17 protein-coding genes are annotated in these 19241 nt (G+C 59.7%); 3 read left to right on the top strand and 14 right to left on the bottom strand.

What is annotated here, in order from left to right:
* Window positions 1-36: 36 nt before the first annotated feature.
* From lpdA to O3W47_RS22825, 9 genes are all read right to left on the bottom strand, one after another.
* Window positions 37-1482: a dihydrolipoyl dehydrogenase gene (gene lpdA / locus O3W47_RS22865; RefSeq protein ID WP_269314642.1), complete on the bottom strand. Its 1446-nt coding sequence runs from the start codon at window positions 1480-1482 to the stop codon at window positions 37-39.
* Between the two features lie 57 nt (window positions 1483-1539).
* On the bottom strand, window positions 1540-2184 hold the full coding sequence (locus tag O3W47_RS22860; RefSeq protein ID WP_080817105.1) for an SGNH/GDSL hydrolase family protein: 645 nt from the start codon (window positions 2182-2184) through the stop codon (window positions 1540-1542).
* Window positions 2185-2196: 12 nt separating this feature from the next.
* Complete coding sequence (locus tag O3W47_RS22855; RefSeq protein ID WP_269314641.1) at window positions 2197-3555, bottom strand: pyruvate dehydrogenase complex dihydrolipoamide acetyltransferase; 1359 nt, start codon at window positions 3553-3555, stop codon at window positions 2197-2199.
* Window positions 3556-3569: 14 nt separating this feature from the next.
* Entirely contained in the window at window positions 3570-4991 is a 1422-nt protein-coding gene (locus tag O3W47_RS22850) for a pyruvate dehydrogenase complex E1 component subunit beta (protein WP_080817107.1), read from the bottom strand.
* A 17-nt stretch (window positions 4992-5008) separates the two neighbouring features.
* Window positions 5009-6052 (bottom strand): pyruvate dehydrogenase (acetyl-transferring) E1 component subunit alpha, encoded by a 1044-nt coding sequence (gene pdhA / locus O3W47_RS22845; RefSeq protein ID WP_077982350.1) that lies wholly within the window; start codon window positions 6050-6052, stop codon window positions 5009-5011.
* Between the two features lie 153 nt (window positions 6053-6205).
* On the bottom strand, window positions 6206-6523 hold the full coding sequence (locus tag O3W47_RS22840) for an FtsB family cell division protein (RefSeq protein ID WP_003502598.1): 318 nt from the start codon (window positions 6521-6523) through the stop codon (window positions 6206-6208).
* A 340-nt stretch (window positions 6524-6863) separates the two neighbouring features.
* Window positions 6864-8138, bottom strand: coding sequence for a phosphopyruvate hydratase (gene eno / locus O3W47_RS22835; RefSeq protein ID WP_059752841.1), 1275 nt, complete (start codon window positions 8136-8138; stop codon window positions 6864-6866).
* Between the two features lie 149 nt (window positions 8139-8287).
* Complete coding sequence (gene kdsA / locus O3W47_RS22830) at window positions 8288-9133, bottom strand: 3-deoxy-8-phosphooctulonate synthase (RefSeq protein WP_078053958.1); 846 nt, start codon at window positions 9131-9133, stop codon at window positions 8288-8290.
* Window positions 9133-10014, bottom strand: coding sequence for a VOC family protein (locus tag O3W47_RS22825; RefSeq protein ID WP_269314640.1), 882 nt, complete (start codon window positions 10012-10014; stop codon window positions 9133-9135). The genes kdsA and O3W47_RS22825 overlap by 1 nt, the downstream gene beginning before the upstream one ends.
* A gap of 350 nt (window positions 10015-10364) precedes the next feature.
* Between O3W47_RS22825 and lexA the strand changes: the two genes are divergently transcribed.
* A complete protein-coding gene (gene lexA / locus O3W47_RS22820; RefSeq protein WP_080817110.1) occupies window positions 10365-11087 on the top strand; it encodes a transcriptional repressor LexA in 723 nt (240 codons plus the stop codon).
* Window positions 11088-11527: 440 nt separating this feature from the next.
* A complete protein-coding gene (locus O3W47_RS22815; protein WP_127756086.1) occupies window positions 11528-12205 on the top strand; it encodes a glutathione S-transferase family protein in 678 nt (225 codons plus the stop codon).
* Between the two features lie 20 nt (window positions 12206-12225).
* Here the strand turns inward: O3W47_RS22815 and O3W47_RS22810 are convergent, their stop codons facing one another.
* Complete coding sequence (locus tag O3W47_RS22810; protein WP_269314880.1) at window positions 12226-14655, bottom strand: ComEC/Rec2 family competence protein; 2430 nt, start codon at window positions 14653-14655, stop codon at window positions 12226-12228.
* A gap of 307 nt (window positions 14656-14962) precedes the next feature.
* On the opposite strand from O3W47_RS22810, the gene gltA reads away from it, so the two are divergent.
* Entirely contained in the window at window positions 14963-16252 is a 1290-nt protein-coding gene (gene gltA / locus O3W47_RS22805; protein ID WP_003502585.1) for a citrate synthase, read from the top strand.
* Window positions 16253-16328: 76 nt separating this feature from the next.
* On the opposite strand, the gene O3W47_RS22800 is transcribed toward gltA, so the two are convergent.
* The 4 genes from O3W47_RS22800 to O3W47_RS22785 all read right to left on the bottom strand — a co-directional run bounded on the left by O3W47_RS22800 (window position 16329) and on the right by O3W47_RS22785 (window position 19236).
* Window positions 16329-17063, bottom strand: a complete 735-nt coding sequence (locus O3W47_RS22800) for an amino acid ABC transporter ATP-binding protein (protein ID WP_269314639.1) — start codon at window positions 17061-17063, stop codon at window positions 16329-16331.
* The gene (locus O3W47_RS22795; protein WP_059752809.1) at window positions 17041-17700 is read right to left on the bottom strand and encodes an amino acid ABC transporter permease; all 660 of its coding nucleotides are present in this window, start codon (window positions 17698-17700) and stop codon (window positions 17041-17043) included. Before O3W47_RS22795 ends, O3W47_RS22800 begins: the two co-directional genes overlap by 23 nt.
* Window positions 17697-18368 (bottom strand): amino acid ABC transporter permease, encoded by a 672-nt coding sequence (locus O3W47_RS22790; protein WP_269314638.1) that lies wholly within the window; start codon window positions 18366-18368, stop codon window positions 17697-17699. The genes O3W47_RS22795 and O3W47_RS22790 overlap by 4 nt, the downstream gene beginning before the upstream one ends.
* A gap of 82 nt (window positions 18369-18450) precedes the next feature.
* A complete protein-coding gene (locus O3W47_RS22785; RefSeq protein WP_269314637.1) occupies window positions 18451-19236 on the bottom strand; it encodes a transporter substrate-binding domain-containing protein in 786 nt (261 codons plus the stop codon).
* Between the last annotated feature and the right edge of the window lie 5 nt (window positions 19237-19241).

Below are 19241 nucleotides of genomic sequence, written 5' to 3'. Positions count from 1 at the left end.
CGGCAAGGTTAGACAATGCCGGGCATCACGCGGCACTTATGCGTTCAGCACACGCCCATAGGCGTCGAGCACGCTTTCCTTCATCGATTCCGAAATGGTCGGATGCGGGAAGATCGTGTGCATCAAATCTTCTTCGGTCGTCTCGAGATTCATGGCGACGACGAAGCCCTGAATGAGTTCGGTGACTTCCGCACCCACCATATGCGCACCAAGCAGCTCACCGGTCTTCTTGTCGAAGATGGTCTTGACCATGCCCTGGTCCTCGCCAAGCGCAACGGCCTTGCCGTTTGCCGCAAAGGAGAAGCGGCCGACGCGGATGTCGCGGCCCTGTTCCTTGGCCTTGGCTTCGGTGAGGCCGACCGAGGCGACCTGCGGGTTGCAATAGGTGCAGCCGGGAATCTTGAGCTTGTCCATCGGATGAACATTCGGCAGACCGGCGATCTTTTCGACGCAGATGACAGCCTCATGCTCGGCCTTGTGGGCGAGCAGCGGCGGGCCGGCGACATCGCCGATGGCATAGATGCCCGGTACGTTGGTCTTGCCATAACCGTCGATGACGATGAAGCCGCGATCGGTCTTCACGCCAACGGCCTCAAGGCCGATGCCTTCGACATTCGCCACGACGCCAACGGCGGAAATCATCCGGTCGGCGGTGATCTTCTCGGAAGAGCCCTCCTTCTTCTCCAGCGTCGCAGTGACGGAGTTTGCAGCCTTCTCGACCTTGGAAACTTTGGTTTCCAGATGAATCTTGATGCCCTGCTTTTCCAGCTGCTTCCTGGCGAAGGCGGAGATTTCCGCATCTTCGACCGGCATGACCTGGCTCATGATTTCGACGACGGTGACGTCGACGCCCATGGTGCGGTAGAAGCTGGCGAATTCGATGCCAATCGCGCCCGAACCCATGACGAGCAGCGACTTCGGCAGTTCTTCCGGCTTCATCGCCTCGAAATAGGTCCAGATCAGCTTACCATCCGGCTCGATGCCGGGCAGCGCGCGCGGGCGGGCGCCTGTGGCGACGATGATGTGCTTGGCGGTGTAAGTGCCCTCGCCCAGCGTGTTCTTCGGAACCGGACCCTGCGGCTGAACCACCGGCTTGGTGGACTTGCCGACGACGATCTCGCCCGGCTTGGTGATTTTTGCTTCACCCCAGATGATATCGACCTTGTTCTTCTTGAACAGGAAACCGACGCCATTGTTCATGCGCGCAGCAATGCCGCGCGAACGCGCGACGATTGCCTTCACGTCCGGCTTGATCGAACCTTCCAGCGTCAGGCCATAATCCTTGGCGTGGGTGGCGGTGTGCATGACATCGGCGGTGCGCAGCAGCGCCTTGGTGGGAATGCAGCCCCAGTTGGAGCAGATGCCGGCCAAGTGCTCGCGCTCCACGACGGCAACCTTCATGCCGAGCTGGGCGGCGCGGATCGCGGCAATATAACCGCCCGGTCCCGAACCGATGATGATGACGTCATAAGATTGAGCCATTGGAAATCCTGCCTTGTCCTATCGGGTCGCGAGCAGCGCCACGACCGGGAATTGTTCTTAAAGTCCGAGCATCATGCGGACGACGGGCTCCAGCCCGCGCCCGATGGCCCGCGTGTTTTCAGCATCGAGATGAACGCCGTCCACCGGCGTCGTGCGGGCGACGGAGCCGGCATCGAAAAATCCGCAATCGAGTTCGTCGGCAAGGTCCCGGTAAACGGAAGCCAGCATCGCCGATTCATCGATCGCATCGCGAAAGATCGCGCCCATGACGGGATTGGCCGTTTCGCTGAGTTGCGGCGGCGCGACGATCAACACGTCAGGCGCTTCCCAGTCGGGCACCTGCCAGACATGATTGCGCGTTAGCTTTACCAGCCGCTCGATACCCTTCATGGCGACAATGGCCGATCCATGGATCGACGGTTTCATGTCGTTGGTGCCGAGCATGATGATGACCAGATCAAGCGGCGCATGGCTGTGCAACAGCGTCGGCAAAAGCCTTGCGCCATTGCGGTCACAATCGGCCGTCAGATCGTCATAGGCGGTGGTGCGGCCGCCCAGACCTTCGTGGATCACATGCACGTCAGGCCCGAGCGCCTTTTGCAAGACGCTCGGCCAAAGATCGTCATGGCTGTGCCGGCCACCCGTTTCCGCATTTGATCCCCATGTGAGGGAATCGCCAAAGCAGAGGACCGACTTCACCATGTCACTCTCCGATCAAACCAGCATGCCCATCGGGTTTTCGATGTAGCGCTTGAAGGCGCCGATCAATTCGGCTCCGAGCGCGCCATCGACGCAGCGGTGGTCGGTGGAAAGCGTGACCGTCATGACGTTGGCGATCTTGATCTCGCCGTTCTTCACGACTGCCCGCTGTTCACCCGCGCCGACGGCCAGAATGGTGGCATGCGGCGGGTTGATAACGGCGGAGAAGCTCTTGACGCCCATCATGCCCATATTGGACACGGCGGTCGTGCCGCCCTGATACTCCTCGGGCTTCAGCTTGCGCTCCTTGGCGCGCTTGCCGTAGTCCTTCATCTCGTTGGAGATGGTGGAGAGCGACTTTTCTTCCGCCTTGCGGATGATCGGCGTGATCAGGCCACCCGGAATGGAAACGGCGACGCCGACATCCGAATGCTTGTGCTTGACCATGGCGCTTTCCGTCCAGGAGACGTTGGCGTCAGGTACATCACGCAGCGAAAGAGCCAGCGCCTTGATGACCATGTCGTTGACCGACAGCTTGTAGGCCGGCTTGCCGTCCTTTTCGGGAGCAGCCGCATTGAGCTGTGCGCGCAGCGCCAGAAGCGTATCGAGCTCGCAATCCACGGAAACGTAGAAATGCGGAACCGTCTGCTTGGATTCGACCAGACGCTTGGCGATGACCTTGCGCATGCCGTCATGCGGCACCAGCTCGTAGGAGCCCTGTTCGAACAGCTTGAGAACCGCCTCGTCCGACTGACCCTTGGCAAGGGCCGGAGCCGGAGCGCCTGCCGATGCAGCAGCGGCGGGAGCAGCCTTTGCACCGCCGGAAGCGGCAGCCTTTTCCACGTCGGTCTTGACGATGCGGCCATGCGGGCCGGAACCGGAGACGGCCGAAAGGTCGAGACCGGCTTCCTTGGCAAGACGGCGGGCAAGCGGCGAAGCGAAGATGCGCTCACCGGACTTCGCAACCGGGGCCGGCGTGGAAGACGCGGGCGCCTGATCGGCGGCCGGCTTTTCAGCCTTGGCAGGTGCTGCTTCTTCCTTCGGCGCTTCGGCCTTAACGGCTTCCTGCTTCGGAGCCTCGGCCTTGGCGGGAGCGGCATCGCCGCCCTTTGCCGCCTCGGCAACATCCTCGCCATCGGCGGCAAGGATGGCGATCAGGGCATTGACCTTGACCGCTTCAGTGCCTGCCGGAACGACGAGCTTGGCAACCGTACCTTCGTCCACGGCTTCCACTTCCATGGTTGCCTTGTCGGTCTCGATCTCGGCGATCACGTCACCGGGTGCGACCTTGTCGCCTTCCTTGACCAGCCACTTGGCCAGATTGCCCTCTTCCATCGTCGGAGAAAGGGCAGGCATGGTGATGTTTATCGGCATCGAAACGCCTCCCCTTACTTGTAGCAGACGGTTTTGACGGCCTGAACGACTTCATCGACGTTTGGCAGAGCCAGCTTTTCGAGGTTCGCCGCATAAGGCATCGGAACGTCCTTGCCGGCGATCGTCAGGATCGGCGCATCGAGATAATCGAAGGCCGCGCGCATGACCTGGTTGGCGATGAAGTCACCGACCGACGACTGCGGGAAACCTTCCTCAACAGTAACAAGACGACCGGTCTTCTTGACCGATTCGATGACGGTAGGCAGGTCCATCGGGCGGATGGTGCGCAGATCGATCAGTTCGACGTCAATGCCGAGCTTCTCGAGTTCCGCAACCGCCTTGATCGCATAGGTCATGCCGATGCCGAAGGAAACGATGGTCGCATCCTTGCCCTTGCGGTGAATGCGCGCCTTGCCAATCGGCAGCACGAAATCATCTAGCTTCGGCACTTCGAAGCTCTGGCCGTAGAGGATTTCATTTTCCAGGAAAATGACCGGGTTCGGATCGCGGATGGCGGCCTTGAGCAGACCCTTCGCGTCGGCTGCCGTGTAAGGCATGACGACCTTGAGGCCCGGAATATGGCTGTACCATGCGGCGTAACATTGCGAATGCTGAGCGCCAACGCGGGCAGCAGCACCGGACGGACCACGGAACACCATCGGTGCGCCCATCTGGCCGCCCGACATGTAAAGCGTCTTGGCCGCCGAGTTGACGATCTGGTCAATCGCCTGCATGGCGAAGTTGAAGGTCATGAATTCGACGATGGGGCGCAGGCCCGTCATCGCAGCGCCGACGCCGATACCGGCAAAACCATGCTCGGTGATCGGGGTGTCGATGACCCGACGCTCGCCGAATTCCTGCAACAGGCCCTGGGTGATCTTGTAGGCGCCCTGATATTCGGCGACTTCTTCACCCATGACGAAGACTTTTTCGTCGGCGCGCATTTCTTCGGCCATGGCGTCGCGCAGCGCTTCACGCACCGTCGTCATCACCATTTCCGTGCCTTCCGGAATATCCGGATCGGCTGCAGCTTCAATCTTCGGGGCTGCCGGAACCTTGGCGGCTTCCTTGGCAGCGCTCGGCTCTTCGGCAGCTTCGCGGGTCTTGCCGCCAGCGGCATCAGAACCGGAATTTGCAGCTTCAGCCTTTGGCTCTTCCTTCTTGGCGGAAGAAGAAATGTCGTCGGCGCTTTCGCCATCCTGAAGGAGAACGGCGATTGCCGTGTTGACCTTCACACCTTCAGTACCGGCCTCGATCAGCAGCTTGCCGATGACGCCTTCATCCACGGCTTCCACTTCCATGGTCGCCTTGTCGGTCTCGATCTCGGCGATCACGTCGCCGGAGGTGACCTTGTCGCCTTCCTTTTTAAGCCATTTGGAAAGCGTGCCTTCCTCCATGGTCGGGGAAAGGGCGGGCATAAGAATTTCTACTGGCATGGGTTTCCCTTTCCCGATCAGAGCAGAATGTCGGTGTAGAGCTCGGAGACATCCGGCTCTGGGTCGTTCTGGGCGAAGTCGGCGCTGTCGGCGACGATATCACGGACATCCTTGTCGATGGCCTTCAATTCGTCTTCGCTTGCCCAGCCCTGCTCCAGCAGCCGTGCCTTGACCTGCTCGATCGGGTCGTGTTCGGAGCGCATCTTCTGCACTTCGTCTTTCGAACGGTATTTCGCCGGGTCGGACATGGAGTGACCACGGTAACGGTAGGTCAGCATCTCCAGAATGATCGGACCCTTGCCGGAACGGCAATGTTCCAGCGCCTGATCGGCGGCGGCCTTGACGGCGCGCACATCCATGCCATCCACCTGAACGCCGGGAATGCCGAAGGACTGGCCGCGCAGCGAGTAGTTCGACTGGGCGGTGGCGCGGGCGGTCGAGGTGCCCATGGCGTAACGGTTGTTCTCGACGATATAGATAATCGGCAGTTTCCAGAGAGCGGCCATGTTGAAGCTCTCGTAGACCTGGCCCTGGTTGGCGGCGCCGTCACCGAAATAGGTTACGGAGACATTGTCGTTGCCTCGATATTTGTTGGCGAAGGCGAGACCGGTTCCAAGGGAAACCTGCGCGCCGACGATGCCGTGGCCGCCGTAGAAGTGCTTCTCTTTCGAGAACATGTGCATCGAGCCGCCCTTGCCCTTCGACAGACCGCCGCGGCGGCCGGTCAATTCGGCCATGACGCCACGCGCGCTCATGCCGAGCGCCAGCATGTGGCCGTGGTCGCGGTAAGCGGTGATGACCTGATCGCCTTCCTTCTGCGACATCTGCATGCCGACAACAACGGCTTCCTGACCGATGTAGAGGTGACAGAAACCACCAATGAAGCCCATGCCGTAGAGCTGGCCGGCCTTTTCTTCGAAACGGCGGATGAGCAGCATTTCACGGTAAGCGTGAAGTTCGTCTTCTTTGGAGAAGTCGGGGCTGTTCTTTCCGGTGAATTCGGTTGCAGCCTTTGCCGTGGTCTTGCGGCCGGATACGGTCGCTGGTTTTCGCGGCGCCATTCATCCCTCCCTGAGTTGCCATTTGAATGGATAGAGTGGCGCGTACCATATGCAAGAAAATGCCATGCAGCAATGCTTTAAACGCATGGCACATATTCACGCTAAGATGCTGTGAATAAATCAGAAATGTTAAATTAACTCGATTTCGGTTAATCAGAAATATGTGTTCATGATCACGATTTCGTCCGTGCGGGACATATTCAGCTGGTAACGGGAAATCTCGTCGATCATGTCCCGCTCAAGCGAGCCGTCGCTCATCAATTCCACCTGCCGCTCCAGCGCCACACGCGCCTGCGTCAGCTTTGCAAGCTCCGCAGTGCGGGTGATACGCTGCCGTTCCAGCCGCTCCGTCGCCTGCAGGCCGAAGTCGCCATGGATGGAATGATACCCGAAATAGGAAAGAAAAGCGATCGTGATGGCCGGAACGATCAAACGGCCGAATCGTCTCTTTTTATGATGTCTGGTCCACATGCCGGAGAGAAGCCTTAAAACGCATAACGTGAGTCTCGAGACTAAGGCGGATTGTTTAACTATCCGTTGACCTTAAATTCTCTTTGGCGAATAGGCGCAAAAAAGCCCGCCGGAGGGCGGGCTAAGAATGGCAGCGACGTCAAAAGGACCCTCGTCATGCCGGACTTGATCGGGCATCCAGCCACAGCGCGTCTGCGCTGTGGGGAGAGTCTTTCGCGATCAAGGACTTGATCACGCTGGACCCCGGATCAAGTCCGGGGTGACGGAATGCGAACTATACCGCTCGCCCCTTAAACGAGCCCGCCAGGCAGCGGGCCACATCATGAAATCCGAACGCGAATTAACCGCGAAGGATCGAACGGCCGGCGTAAGCAGCCTGCGGACCGAGCATTTCTTCAATGCGGATCAGCTGGTTGTACTTTGCGAGCCGGTCGGAACGGGCAAGCGAGCCGGTCTTGATCTGACCGCAGTTCGTCGCAACAGCGAGATCGGCGATGGTGGAATCTTCCGTCTCGCCCGAACGGTGCGACATGACGGCGGTGTAACCAGCCTTGTGCGCGGTCTCAACCGCATCGAGCGTCTCGGAGAGCGAGCCGATCTGGTTGACCTTGACGAGGATGGAGTTTGCGACACCCATCTTGATACCATCGCGAAGGCGAGCGGAGTTGGTGACGAAGAGGTCGTCGCCGACCAACTGGCACTTGTTGCCGATGAGATCGGTCAGAGCCTTCCAGCCATCCCAGTCGTCTTCCGCCATGCCGTCTTCGACGGAGATGATCGGATACTTGGCAACGAGTTCAGCCAGATATTCGGCCTGCTCGATCGGCGAACGGGTCTTGCCTTCGCCTTCATAAACGTAGTTGCCGTTCTTGAAGAATTCGGTCGCGGCACAGTCAAGACCGATGAACATGTCGTCGCCCGGACGGTAGCCAGCCTTTTCGATCGACTTCATGATGAAATCGAGTGCAGCCGGCGCGCTTTCGAGACCCGGTGCAAAACCGCCCTCGTCGCCGACATTGGTGTTGTGGCCCTGTGCCGCCAGTTCTTTCTTCAGCGTATGGAACACTTCAGAACCCATGCGCACGGCTTCGCGGATGTTTTCCGCGCCGACCGGCAGGATCATGAATTCCTGGAAGTCGATGGGGTTATCGGCATGCGCGCCGCCATTGATGATGTTCATCATCGGAACCGGCAGCAGATGCGCGTTCGGGCCGCCGACATAACGGTAAAGCGGCAGGCCGGAGGCTTCGGCGGCGGCCTTGGCGACGGCAAGCGATACGCCGAGGATGGCGTTGGCGCCGATGCGCGACTTGTTCGGCGTGCCGTCGAGCACGATCATCGTCTGGTCGATCTGGATCTGGTTTTCAGCGTCAAAACCGCCAATGGCGTCGAAGATTTCCGTATTGACGGCTTCGACTGCCTTTTCCACGCCCTTGCCGAGATAACGCTTGCCGCCATCGCGCAGCTCAACCGCCTCATGCGCGCCGGTGGAGGCGCCCGAAGGAACGGCAGCGCGGCCCATGGAGCCGTCTTCGAGGTAAACATCGACTTCAACGGTCGGGTTGCCGCGGCTGTCGAGGATTTCGCGCGCGATGATATCGGTAATGGCAGTCATGGTCTCTCCCTTGGGAATGGAACAGATATTTTCCGTCGCCTGTCTTAGACGATGGCGAAGAAATTACAATGACGGCGAGCGGCAGAAACGACCCGCCCGCCATTAAAATCGATTGGCACAGACAGTGCCCGCCGTAACGCCCCCGCCCCTCAGGCTTTGGTAATGGCGTCGAAAGCAAGCAGCTTTTCGAGCAGTTTCGGCATGTCCTTCAGGTGGACCATGTTGGGGCCGTCGGACGGTGCATTGTCCGGGTCCTCATGGGTCTCGATGAAGAGGCCGGCGACGCCGACGGCCACCGCCGCCCGCGCCAGAGTCTCGACGAATTCGCGCTGGCCGCCCGTGGAGCCGCCCTGCCCGCCCGGCTGCTGAACCGAATGCGTGGCGTCAAAGACAACAGGCGCGCCGAGCGAAGCCATGATCGGCAGCGAGCGCATGTCGGAAACAAGCGTGTTGTAACCGAAGGAGGCGCCGCGCTCGCACAGAAGCACATTCGGATTGCCGCTCTCGTTGAGCTTGGCCAGCACGTTCTTCATGTCCCAGGGGGCAAGGAACTGGCCCTTCTTGACATTGATGACGCGGCCGGTTTTGGCGGCGGCGACGAGAAGATCGGTCTGGCGGCTGAGAAAGGCCGGGATTTGCAGGACATCCACCACTTCGGACACGATGGCGCACTGTTCTTCGGTGTGAATGTCGGTCAACACCGGAAAGCCGAATTCCTTCTTGAGATCGGCGAAAACCTGCATGGCGCTCTCAAGGCCGATGCCGCGCTTGCCGGAAAGCGAAGTACGGTTCGCCTTGTCGAAGGACGACTTGTAAACGAGCCCGATCCCCAGCTTGTCGCAAAGCTCCTTCAGGACACCGGCGATCATGAAAGCATGTTCCCGGCTTTCCATCTGGCAGGGGCCGGCGATCAGGGAAAATCGCTCGCTGTTGGAAAAGGAAACCGAATTGGCGCCGTCGCCGGCGGTGACTTTGAGATTGTTCGTAACGCTCATCATTTTTCCTCGAAGGCGAATGCAACGCCCTGACCGGGCGCGGCGGACACCACCAGACGGCCGCCCGCTTCTGCGCTGGAGACGCCATTAGCAGCAAGCACCGCTTCTGTCACGGCAAGATCGTCAACGGAAAAGACGATGCCTGCGCCGCGCAATCCGCTGCCACTCCGATCCGCCGCATTCAGAGCCTGCCCGCTGAACGCTGGTTTTCCGGTCAACCTGATGCGCGCATTGCCGCTTGCAAGGATCATATCCCCATCTGGAGACATCTCACCCTCACAGCCGAACACCGTTTCGATCAGGCGCGCCGCATTCGGATCGTCTCCGGAAAACAGGACAACCTCTTTGAGGCCCGAAGCACGATTGGCGTGCCGTTCCAGTGCGGTGCGATCGCCCGGCAGGGCCTGCAGCCGCTGACAGCTGAACAGGAAGAAATCCGCAGCCGAACCGCTGGCAGCAAAAGCGAGCCGAAACGAGGCCTCGCTCTGCGATCCATCGGGCATCCGAACAGGTCGTGAAAATTCGAAGGCATCGCCTGCCGAAAGGCCGGAGGCGGAAAACCTCTCATGATCGGCACGGGCATCTTCAGTTGCCGCGACAAGGGCCGAAAAACCTTCTTCTCGGTCACGCTGCCGGAATGCCTGATCCCTACCGGTGAAGACATCGCCCTTTTTCACTGAGGCATGATATTTAGCCGGATCAGCAATCGCGAGGGGCTCCAGATAGGTGCCGTCGGTGAAGAAAACACAGGCATTCTGCGTGCCGAAAGGATGGAGGGCCTCCGGCGCAACGGTGAAGCCGAGAGACTGAAGACGATTTTTCGCTACGGCGAGAGCCTGTACCGGCAAAACGAGATGATCGACTTTATATCGGTTTGCCATTGTCGAGACCCTGTGCTGCATTGTCTGGCGGTTTAGCCGAGCCGGCTCCCTCAGACAAAAGCACAAATAGCGCCAGCGAGGCAAATGATCAGCCTAGCACACACCGGACGGAGAGACATTCAGGGGTCAGCGGCGTCAGCATTCGCCCATTCTTCACGTGCAGGCGATTTTGCTTATTTACCGCGACACTTCGTCAAATCTGCTCTCTTCCTGGTTTCGACGATCAAATCACGATCTGCGATGCACCCTTCACGAAATTTTAGGGGATTGCGGAACACATATGGAACATATAGTGTTCGTTCTGTATTTGTTTCGCGACTTCAACGACGATTCTCAAGGGTGTTTTCCTCATGCTCACGCGCAAACAGCAGGAATTGCTTCTCTTCATTCATGAAAGAATGAAAGAGTCCGGCGTGCCGCCCTCCTTCGATGAAATGAAGGACGCACTCGATCTTGCCTCCAAATCCGGCATCCACCGGCTGATCACCGCACTCGAGGAGCGCGGTTTCATTCGCCGGCTACCTAACAGGGCGCGGGCGCTGGAAGTCATCAAGCTGCCCGAGGCCTATGCGCCGGGTGCAAGGCCGCAGCGCGGCTTCTCGCCCAGCGTCATCGAAGGCAGCCTCGGCAAGCCGAAGACGCCGGAGCCGGCCCCTGCCCAGAAGGCGCCCGCCAATGATTTCGCCGGCGCCGCCACCGTGCCGGTCATGGGCCGCATCGCCGCCGGTGTGCCGATTTCCGCCATCCAGAACAACACCCATGATGTGGCCGTGCCGGTCGACATGCTCGGCTCGGGCGAACATTACGCTCTGGAAGTCAAGGGCGACTCGATGATCGAGGCCGGCATTTTTGATGGCGATACCGTTATCATCCGCAACGGTAATACGGCCAATCCGGGCGATATCGTCGTAGCACTGGTGGATGACGAAGAAGCGACCCTGAAGCGTTTCCGCCGCAAGGGAGCCTCCATCGCTCTGGAAGCGGCCAATCCCGCCTATGAGACCCGCATCTTCGGACCGGACCGGGTGAAAATCCAGGGCAAGCTGGTTGGGCTGATCCGCCGTTATCATTAATTGGCGGCCCGCCTTTTTTCGCTGGGGGCGTCATCGAGAGGATGGCGCTCCGTTTGAAGCATCTTGGCTTGTTCCCTGGAACAATGCGGCTCTGCGGAACTGAAAAGAGATCGTCCAGCGGACGGGCACATATTTGTCGTGAAATCTGGTTTGGGCTTTCATGCAAGATGTTTTCGTTGCGCTGGAGACTGCGGCAAAATGAGAGCTGGTTGAAACCAAGGAAATGAGCATCCTTCATTTCGTTGAGCAGGGATGCAGGTTACCAGTCTCGTTTGGGTGAGTTCCGCTCTCGTCTCCGGGCGGTGACGCGGGTTTGCTTCTTTCTCCCTTTCCTCACCTTCCCATTCATCAATGCGGCTTATGGGAGCCATGGATTATTTGCAATATTCCAAGGCACCTCCGTCGGTATAGAAATGCGCGTCATATCGGGGAAACACGTCATGTACGATCTTTATATCGCCAACAAGAACTACTCCTCATGGTCGCTGCGGCCCTGGGTATTGATGCGCACGCTCGGCATCGCCTTCGATGAAAAACTCGTTCCCTTCGGCGAAGGCGTTTCCTTCTCCACCTTCTCGCCGACCGGCAAAGTGCCCTGCCTTGTCGATGAGGGCGTGACGGTTTGGGAATCGCTGTCGATCGCCGAATATCTGGCGGAAAGACACCAGGGCGTCTGGGCAAGCGACAAGCAGGCACGGGCCTGGTCACGGTCGGCGGCGAGCGAAATGCATGCGGGCTTTTCCTCGCTGCGCAATCTCTACCCGATGTCGGTCGGTATTCGCGTAAAACCGAAGGGTGGCGATACCGGGCTTGCGGCCGATATAAAGCGCATCGATACGCTGTGGAGCGAAGGCCTTGCGAAATTCGGCGGGCCTTTTCTTGCCGGCCAGAAATTTACGGCGGTCGATGCCTTCTTCTGCCCGGTGGCATTTCGTTTCCAGACCTATGGCGCGGAACTTTCGCCTGCGGCGAAAGCCTATTGCGACCGGCTGCTTTCCCTTCCCGCCATGCGCGAATGGTACGAGGCCGGGCTGAAGGAAGTCTGGCGCGATGCGGCGCATGAAGAGGAAATTAGCGGGATCGGCGAATTGACCGCGGATCTGCGCATCAAGGCCTGACGACCCATGCTGGCGGCACTTTATTGCGATGCCGCTAGCAACCGCATGACGGCATCAGGCACGTCGTGATCGAAACGTCCGCTTTTCCAGTCGTAGTAGCGGTGTTCGCTCCAGGGCCTGTCCATTCCGGCGATTGCGGCGCGCAGCCTGCCGACCACCCCTGCCTGATCGCTGCCGGCGAAGTCCATTTCCAGCGAACCGATCCGCCGCAAGATATCGCGGTTCAGCAGAAGCGCGCCCGAACGGCATTGGGAAAAGGACGTTCTGCGGGAGACGATAACGATATCGGCAATATCGCAAGCCTTTCCGGCAAAGCGGCCATCTTCCAGAACGATGATCCATTCACCGCTTCCCGCGCGCGCAACGCACCATATGCCTTTGCCGCAGGTGAAAACACCGGGCTCGGCGTCTCTCAGGGCCGCTGTCATCTGCCGTGCAACCGCGCTCATCTCCTGCGGATCAAGCTTCGCCTTCGGGGCCAAAGCCACGGTTTTGGCCGTGGCCTCCGTCTTTAGAAAGACTGGCGGCACAGGCTGTTCCGGCAAAAGCAGCGCCCTTTGCCACTGGCCATAAACGAAACCCTGCGGCTGGGCCTTCGTCGTATAGGCTTTGCCGTCCTCCAGCAGCGCCACCAGCTCGCCATCCTCGTGAACAAGCAGGTCGGGCGGATCGCGATAGGCCGTGGCGGATGACAGGCCGAAGGCGAGGAACAGAAGCGGCATGCCCAGAAGCGCAAGCCGGCTGCGCAGCAATGTCAGCAGCAGAAAACCGGCCGAGGCGAGCCCCAGAAACCACCCGTGTGGCCGGCCCGTCGCAGCGCTTCCGCCCCAGGACGCCACCTCCTGCGCAACCTCGATGACGAGGGCCATGCCGTATCCCATGACCTTCAGAAATGGAGCGTCGAGCCCGAAAGGCATCAGCAGCATGGCGACAAGGCCGAAAGGCATGACAATCAGCGACATCAGCGGCATGGCGGCCAGATTGGCGAAAAGTCCATAGGTGGTGACACGCTGAAAATGCTCGACCGAATAGATCGCCGTCGAAAGACCGCCGATCAGCGACGTCGTGATGACGCCTCCGATGATGGCGCCCGCCGTTTGCGCCACCGTCATCCATGCCGGTTTGCGCCCGATGAACAGGCGCTCGCGGTCGACACGCCAGCGGCTCCAGGCCGCAAAGGAGGCGACGAGCGCGATGGTCGCGGCAAAAGACATCTGAAAGCTCGGGCCCATGATTTCCGAAGGCGAAAAAGCGAGAATGACCAAAGCGGAAAGCGCGACATTCCTGAGGCTGAGCGAGGGTTGATCGAACAGCACCGCGATCAGCATCACCGACATCATCAGCCAGGCGCGTTCAGCCGAAACTGCGAAGCCTGAAATCAGGTAATAGGCAAGCGTCATCAGGAGTGCGGCGAAAGCCGAAATCTTCTTCACGGGCCAGCGCTGCGCAAATGCCGGAAAAAGGCTGAAGGCAAGCCTCAGCCCCACAAAGAATATGCCCGACGCCAGCGCCATGTTGAGCCCGGATATGGCGACGATATGGGCAAGGCCGGAGAGCCGTAACGCTTCCATCGTTTCGGCGGATATGGCCTGTCTCTCATCGGTGACGATGGAGGCGGCGAAGGCTCCCGCATCGCCACCGATGGTGTTGCGGATGCGTTCGGCAATGGCGGTGCGAAGGCCATAGAGCCGCATGTCGGCCCATTCCAGCCAGCCCGTCTTCGCATCGATGCCGGGTGAAGTGAGCGTCTGTGGCGGCTTATAGAAGAATCCGGTCGCGCCTATGCCCCTGAAATAGGAGGCGAAGGCGAAATCGTTGAGCCCCGGCAACGCCGGGCCGGACGGCGGCGAGAGCCGCGCCTTGCCACGAATGGTCGCGCCGAGTGCGGCGGGCTCGCCTCCCCCGCGTGACAGGAGCGAGACCTTGCCCGGCGGCCGTGACAATGCCGGCGCTTCCGTTGCGGTGAGTTGCACCACATATCGCCAGTCCCCGCGCGCATCCACCTCCCGGCGGGTCACCGTGCCGGTAATGGTGGCGGTGACGGGCGTATCCAGCACCACCGTTCCCGCACGCCACGTTTCGACGCCGGCGAAAAGCATGCCCAGCGAAAGCAGCGCGAAAAGGCCGCAGGCCGTCGCTGCGAAGCCCGAGCGATATTTCGCGAATAACGCCAGACCGGCGGCGATGAGACATGTGATCGCCAGAACGGAGAATGAAGGCGAGGTGTCGAGGGAAAACCAGAGGATCGCACCGCCGCCGATGAAAACCGGAACGAAAAGAAAATCGTGGCCGAAGGCGCGCTCCTCGGCAAAGCATGCGGCGATTTTTTGAGAGGCGACAGTCCGCAGGTTCGGCTTGCCGGCAAGGGCGGGCGTATCATATGTCGCGATATCGCCGGTTCTGCGAAGCGGATAAAGGATTTCCGCCGTGCCGAGCAAATCGCCCTGCATCGTTTCGGCATATCTGAAATGCTGTTTTTCCCCTTGACCGAGCAATCCGCGCCGCGCCCCTGCCGCACCGGGAACAGGTTTGCAGGCGGATGCGAGGGATTGCAATCCTTTCCTTTAACCCTGCGTTGACTGAGATTGAATTGCCATCGCCGGGAAAGATGAAAGCAAGGCAATTGCGTTTGCCGCAATGCACAATTTGACCTTTGGATAGCTTGGCATCTGCGCAAGGATCATATAGCTAATCGGTAGACGCTTAACCGCGGGGCGTGTCTCAACGCCCCCACCCGCATGTTTTCGGAGGATCAGTATGACGGAAAAAAGCGCTACAGTGACACTTGGCGAAAAGCAGGTCGAACTCCCGGTCAGGGAAGGCACGATCGGACCAAGCGTCGTCGATATCGCCACGCTGTACAAGCACACGGGCTCTTTCACTTATGACCCGGGTTTCACGTCGACAGCCTCCTGCGAATCCAAGATCACCTATATCGACGGTGACGAGGGCGTTCTGCTGCATCGTGGCTTCCCCATCGAGCAGCTCGCCGAACAGGGCGACTTCCTGGAAACCTGCTATCTGCTGCTTTACGGCGAACTGCCGACCGCGGCTCAGAAGAAGGACTTCGACACCCGCGTCACGCGCCACACCATGGTGCATGAGCAGATGAGCCGCTTCTTCACCGGCTACCGTCGCGATGCGCATCCGATGGCCGTCATGTGCGGCACGGTAGGCGCCCTCTCTGCCTTCTATCACGACTCGACCGACATTACCGATCCGCACCAGCGCATGGTCGCTTCGCTGCGCATGATCGCCAAGATGCCGACGATCGCCGCCATGGCGTACAAGTACCATATCGGCCAGCCCTTCGTTTACCCGAAGAACGACCTCGATTACGCCTCCAACTTCCTGCACATGTGCTTTGCCGTGCCCTGCGAGGATTACAAGGTCGACCCGGTTCTGGCCCGCGCCATGGACCGCATCTTCATCCTGCATGCCGATCACGAGCAGAACGCTTCCACCTCCACGGTGCGTCTTGCCGGTTCTTCGGGTGCGAACCCGTTCGCCTGTATCGCGGCTGGCATCGCCTGCCTCTGGGGCCCGGCTCACGGCGGCGCCAACGAAGCGGCGCTCAACATGCTCAACGAAATCGGCACGGTTGATCGCATTCCGGAATATATCGCCCGCGCCAAGGACAAGAACGACCCGTTCCGCCTGATGGGCTTTGGCCACCGCGTCTACAAGAACTACGACCCACGCGCCAAGATCATGCAGAAGACGATGTACGAAGTGCTGGAAGCCACCGGCAACTCCGACGATCCGATCATGCAGGTCGCGCTGGAACTGGAAAAGATCGCCCTTTCCGACCCCTACTTCGTCGAAAAGAAGCTTTACCCGAATGTCGACTTCTATTCCGGCATCACGCTGAAGGCGCTCGGCTTCCCCACGACCATGTTCACCGTTCTCTTCGCTCTTGCCCGCACCGTCGGCTGGATCGCACAGTGGAACGAAATGATCGAAGATCCGCAGCAGCGCATCGGTCGTCCGCGCCAGCTCTACACGGGCGCCGGCAAGCGCGACTACGTTCCGGTTTCCAAGCGCTAAGCCGCGAAACCCTATAAGATCAAAGGCCGGCGGGTTTTCACCCGCCGGCCTTTTTTGTTGGGCATCCGAATGGTTCTCAGTGACGCGCAGCAACGCCCAGGAACTGCTTGAGCTCCGGTGTTGCGGGATTGGAAAACACCTCTTCCGGCGGGCCAATTTCATGTACCCTGCCCTCATGCATGAAAACGACGCGGGAGCAGACGTCGCGCGCAAATTTCATTTCATGCGTCACCATCAGGAGCGTCATGCCTTCAACGGCGAGTTCACGAACGACAGCCAGCACTTCCGCAACCAGTTCGGGATCGAGAGCCGAGGTGATCTCATCGCACAGCAGCGCGATGGGCTGCATGGCAAGCGCACGGGCAATGGCGACGCGCTGCTGCTGGCCGCCGGACAATTCATCGGGATAGGCATCGAATTTATGCGCCAGCCCGACACGTTCCAGCATCTTGCGGGCAACGGCTTCAGCTTCCGGCTTCGGCGTCTTCTTCACCACGGTCTGCGACAGCATGACGTTGCCGCCGACGGTCTGGTGCGGGAAGAGATTGAACTGCTGGAAGATCATGCCGACCTTCAGCCGCAGGGCCTTCAGATGCAGATCGTCTTCCAGAAGCTGCGCGCCTGCGACCGATATGGAACCGGCCGAAATCGTCTCCAGCCCGTTGATGCAGCGAAGCAGGGTCGATTTGCCCGATCCGCTCTTGCCGATGATGGCGATGACCTCGCCCGGCTCCACATCGAGGTTGATGCCCTTCAGAACCTCGTTGCTGCCATAGCTTTTGCGAACTTCAGTGATTTCGATGAGCGACATTGAGCTTCCTTTCGAGGATCTGGCTGCTCTTCGACAGAGGCCAGCACAGCGCGAAATAGATGAGGGCGACGAGGCCATAAACGGTGAAGGGCTGGAAGGTGGCGTTGGTGACGACCGTGCCGGCCTTGGACAGTTCCACAAAACCGATGATCGAGGTCACGGCCGTTCCCTTGATGACCTGGACGAAAAAACCGACGGTCGGCGGAATGGCGACCCGCATGGCCTGCGGCAGGATGACGTAACGCATCTGCTGCAGGCGTCCCATGGCAAGGCTTGCCGATGCCTCCCACTGGCCTTTCGCGACGGATTCGACACAGCCGCGCCAGATTTCGGTGAGGAAGGCCGCTGCCCACAGGATCAGCGTCAGGCCCGCCGCCAGCCAGGCCGGCACATCGATGCCGAACAGGCCGAGGCCGAAAAAGGCGATGAAGAGCTGCATCAAAAGCGGCGTGCCCTGAAAAAGCTCGACATAATAGCGCGCAAAAACCCGCATCGATTTTTTTCGGGAAATACGCATGAACAGCAGAAGCAGCGCCACCATGCCGCCGCCGACGAAGGAGACAAGCGACAGCAGCACGGTCCAGCGCGTGGCGAGCAGCAGGTTTCTGAGAATATCCCAGGTGGAGAATTCGATCATCGGACACTCCTGCGCGGAAAGATGAGGTTGCCGCCCATCACCAGCACCTGCCGGAGAAGGATGGCGAGCACGAGATAGATGACGGTGGAGACCATATAGGCCTCGAAGGCGCGGAAGGTGCGCGACTGGATGAAATTGGCCGCGAAGGTCAAATCTTCGGCGGCGATCTGCGAGACGACCGACGAGCCGAGCATGACGATCACCACCTGCGATGAAAGAGCGGGCCAGATGCGTTGCAGGGACGGCACCAGCACCACATGCCGGAAGGTTTCGAAGCGGGTCATGGCAAGGCTTGCCCCCGCCTCGAACTGTCCCTTCGGCGTTGCCTGAATACCCGCGCGGATGATCTCGCAACTATAGGCCCCGAGATTGACCACCATGGCGATGTTGGCGGCGGTCAGTTCCGATAATTGCAGGCCAAGCGACGGCAGGCCGAAAAAGATAAAAAACAATTGTATGAGGAATGGCGTATTGCGAATGAGCTCCACATAGGTCGCGACTGGCGGCCGCAGCCATTTGGGCCCGAGCGCGCGCACCCAGGCGCAGACAATGCCGAGTGCGATGCCGAGAACGCCGCCGATGGCAATCAATTCCAGCGTAACGGCGATGCCCTTGGCGATCTGCGGATAATAGTCGAGAAGCCATTCAAAATCGAATGTGTATTTCACCCGATGCTTCCTTTCGGCGAGGACAAACCATGCGCCGGTCCCGCCTTAAGGCGAGGCCGGGGCATGTATTTTGCCGGGTTGCTCAGAGATCCTTGGGCAGGTCGGTTTTCAACCATTTCTGCGCGATCGTGTTCAGCGAACCATCGGTCTTTGCGGTGGCGATGATGGTGTTGACCTTCTCCAGCAGCGCCGGCTGTTCCTTGTTCAAGCCGATATAGCAGGGCGAATTCTTGATCAGGAACTTCAGCTCGGGGCGCTTTGGCGGGTTCTTGGCGAGAATGGCGGCGGCCACGACGTTACCCGTGGCCACGGCTTCCACCTGACCGGCGAGGAAGGCGGAGATCGTGCCGTTATTGTCCTCATAACGCTTGATCGTCGTATCGGCAGGCGCCACCTTCGTCAGCTCCAGATCCTCGACGGCGCCACGGGTGACACCGATGGTCTTGCCGGACAAATCTTCCGCTTTGGCCACGGCAACCGAATCCGGAGCGAACACGCCGTTGAAGAAAGGCGCATAGGCGGTGGAGAAGTCGATGACCTTTTCACGGTCCGGGTTCTTGCCGAGGCTCGAAATGACGAGATCGACCTTGTTGGTCTGCAGATAGGGAACGCGGTTGGCGCTGGTTACCGGCACGAGTTCGACCTTCACGCCCAGCTTCTCGCCGATCAGATTAGCGACGTCGATATCGCAGCCCTGCGGGGCCATATCCGTGCCGACGCTGCCGAAGGGCGGGAAATCCTGCGGGACGGCAACGCGGATCGTGCCGCGGGAGGTGATATCACCGAGCGCATCTGCAAAGGCTGCGGGCGAAAAACCGAGCGTTGCGGAAATCGCGGCGATGGCAAGCAATGAACGTCTGGAAAACATTGGGA

Origin of the sequence: Agrobacterium sp. LMR679 (genome assembly GCF_027157905.1) — a bacterium.
GTDB classification, from domain to species: domain Bacteria; phylum Pseudomonadota; class Alphaproteobacteria; order Rhizobiales; family Rhizobiaceae; genus Agrobacterium; species Agrobacterium leguminum.
This window is presented reverse-complemented; position numbering and strand designations above follow the sequence as displayed.

Bases quoted from the DNA above. Each gene is read 5' to 3' on its own strand.
- lpdA (WP_269314642.1), bottom strand. From the start codon at position 1,482: ATGGCTCAATCTTATGACGTCATCATCATCGGTTCGGGACCGGGCGGT.
- O3W47_RS22860 (WP_080817105.1), bottom strand. From the start codon at position 2,184: ATGGTGAAGTCGGTCCTCTGCTTTGGCGATTCCCTCACATGGGGATCA.
- O3W47_RS22855 (WP_269314641.1), bottom strand. From the start codon at position 3,555: ATGCCGATAAACATCACCATGCCTGCCCTTTCTCCGACGATGGAAGAG.
- O3W47_RS22850 (WP_080817107.1), bottom strand. From the start codon at position 4,991: ATGCCAGTAGAAATTCTTATGCCCGCCCTTTCCCCGACCATGGAGGAA.
- pdhA (WP_077982350.1), bottom strand. From the start codon at position 6,052: ATGGCGCCGCGAAAACCAGCGACCGTATCCGGCCGCAAGACCACGGCA.
- O3W47_RS22840 (WP_003502598.1), bottom strand. From the start codon at position 6,523: ATGTGGACCAGACATCATAAAAAGAGACGATTCGGCCGTTTGATCGTT.
- eno (WP_059752841.1), bottom strand. From the start codon at position 8,138: ATGACTGCCATTACCGATATCATCGCGCGCGAAATCCTCGACAGCCGC.
- kdsA (WP_078053958.1), bottom strand. From the start codon at position 9,133: ATGAGCGTTACGAACAATCTCAAAGTCACCGCCGGCGACGGCGCCAAT.
- O3W47_RS22825 (WP_269314640.1), bottom strand. From the start codon at position 10,014: ATGGCAAACCGATATAAAGTCGATCATCTCGTTTTGCCGGTACAGGCT.
- lexA (WP_080817110.1), top strand. From the start codon at position 10,365: ATGCTCACGCGCAAACAGCAGGAATTGCTTCTCTTCATTCATGAAAGA.
- O3W47_RS22815 (WP_127756086.1), top strand. From the start codon at position 11,528: ATGTACGATCTTTATATCGCCAACAAGAACTACTCCTCATGGTCGCTG.
- O3W47_RS22810 (WP_269314880.1), bottom strand. From the start codon at position 14,655: ATGCAGGGCGATTTGCTCGGCACGGCGGAAATCCTTTATCCGCTTCGC.
- gltA (WP_003502585.1), top strand. From the start codon at position 14,963: ATGACGGAAAAAAGCGCTACAGTGACACTTGGCGAAAAGCAGGTCGAA.
- O3W47_RS22800 (WP_269314639.1), bottom strand. From the start codon at position 17,063: ATGTCGCTCATCGAAATCACTGAAGTTCGCAAAAGCTATGGCAGCAAC.
- O3W47_RS22795 (WP_059752809.1), bottom strand. From the start codon at position 17,700: ATGATCGAATTCTCCACCTGGGATATTCTCAGAAACCTGCTGCTCGCC.
- O3W47_RS22785 (WP_269314637.1), bottom strand. From the start codon at position 19,236: ATGTTTTCCAGACGTTCATTGCTTGCCATCGCCGCGATTTCCGCAACG.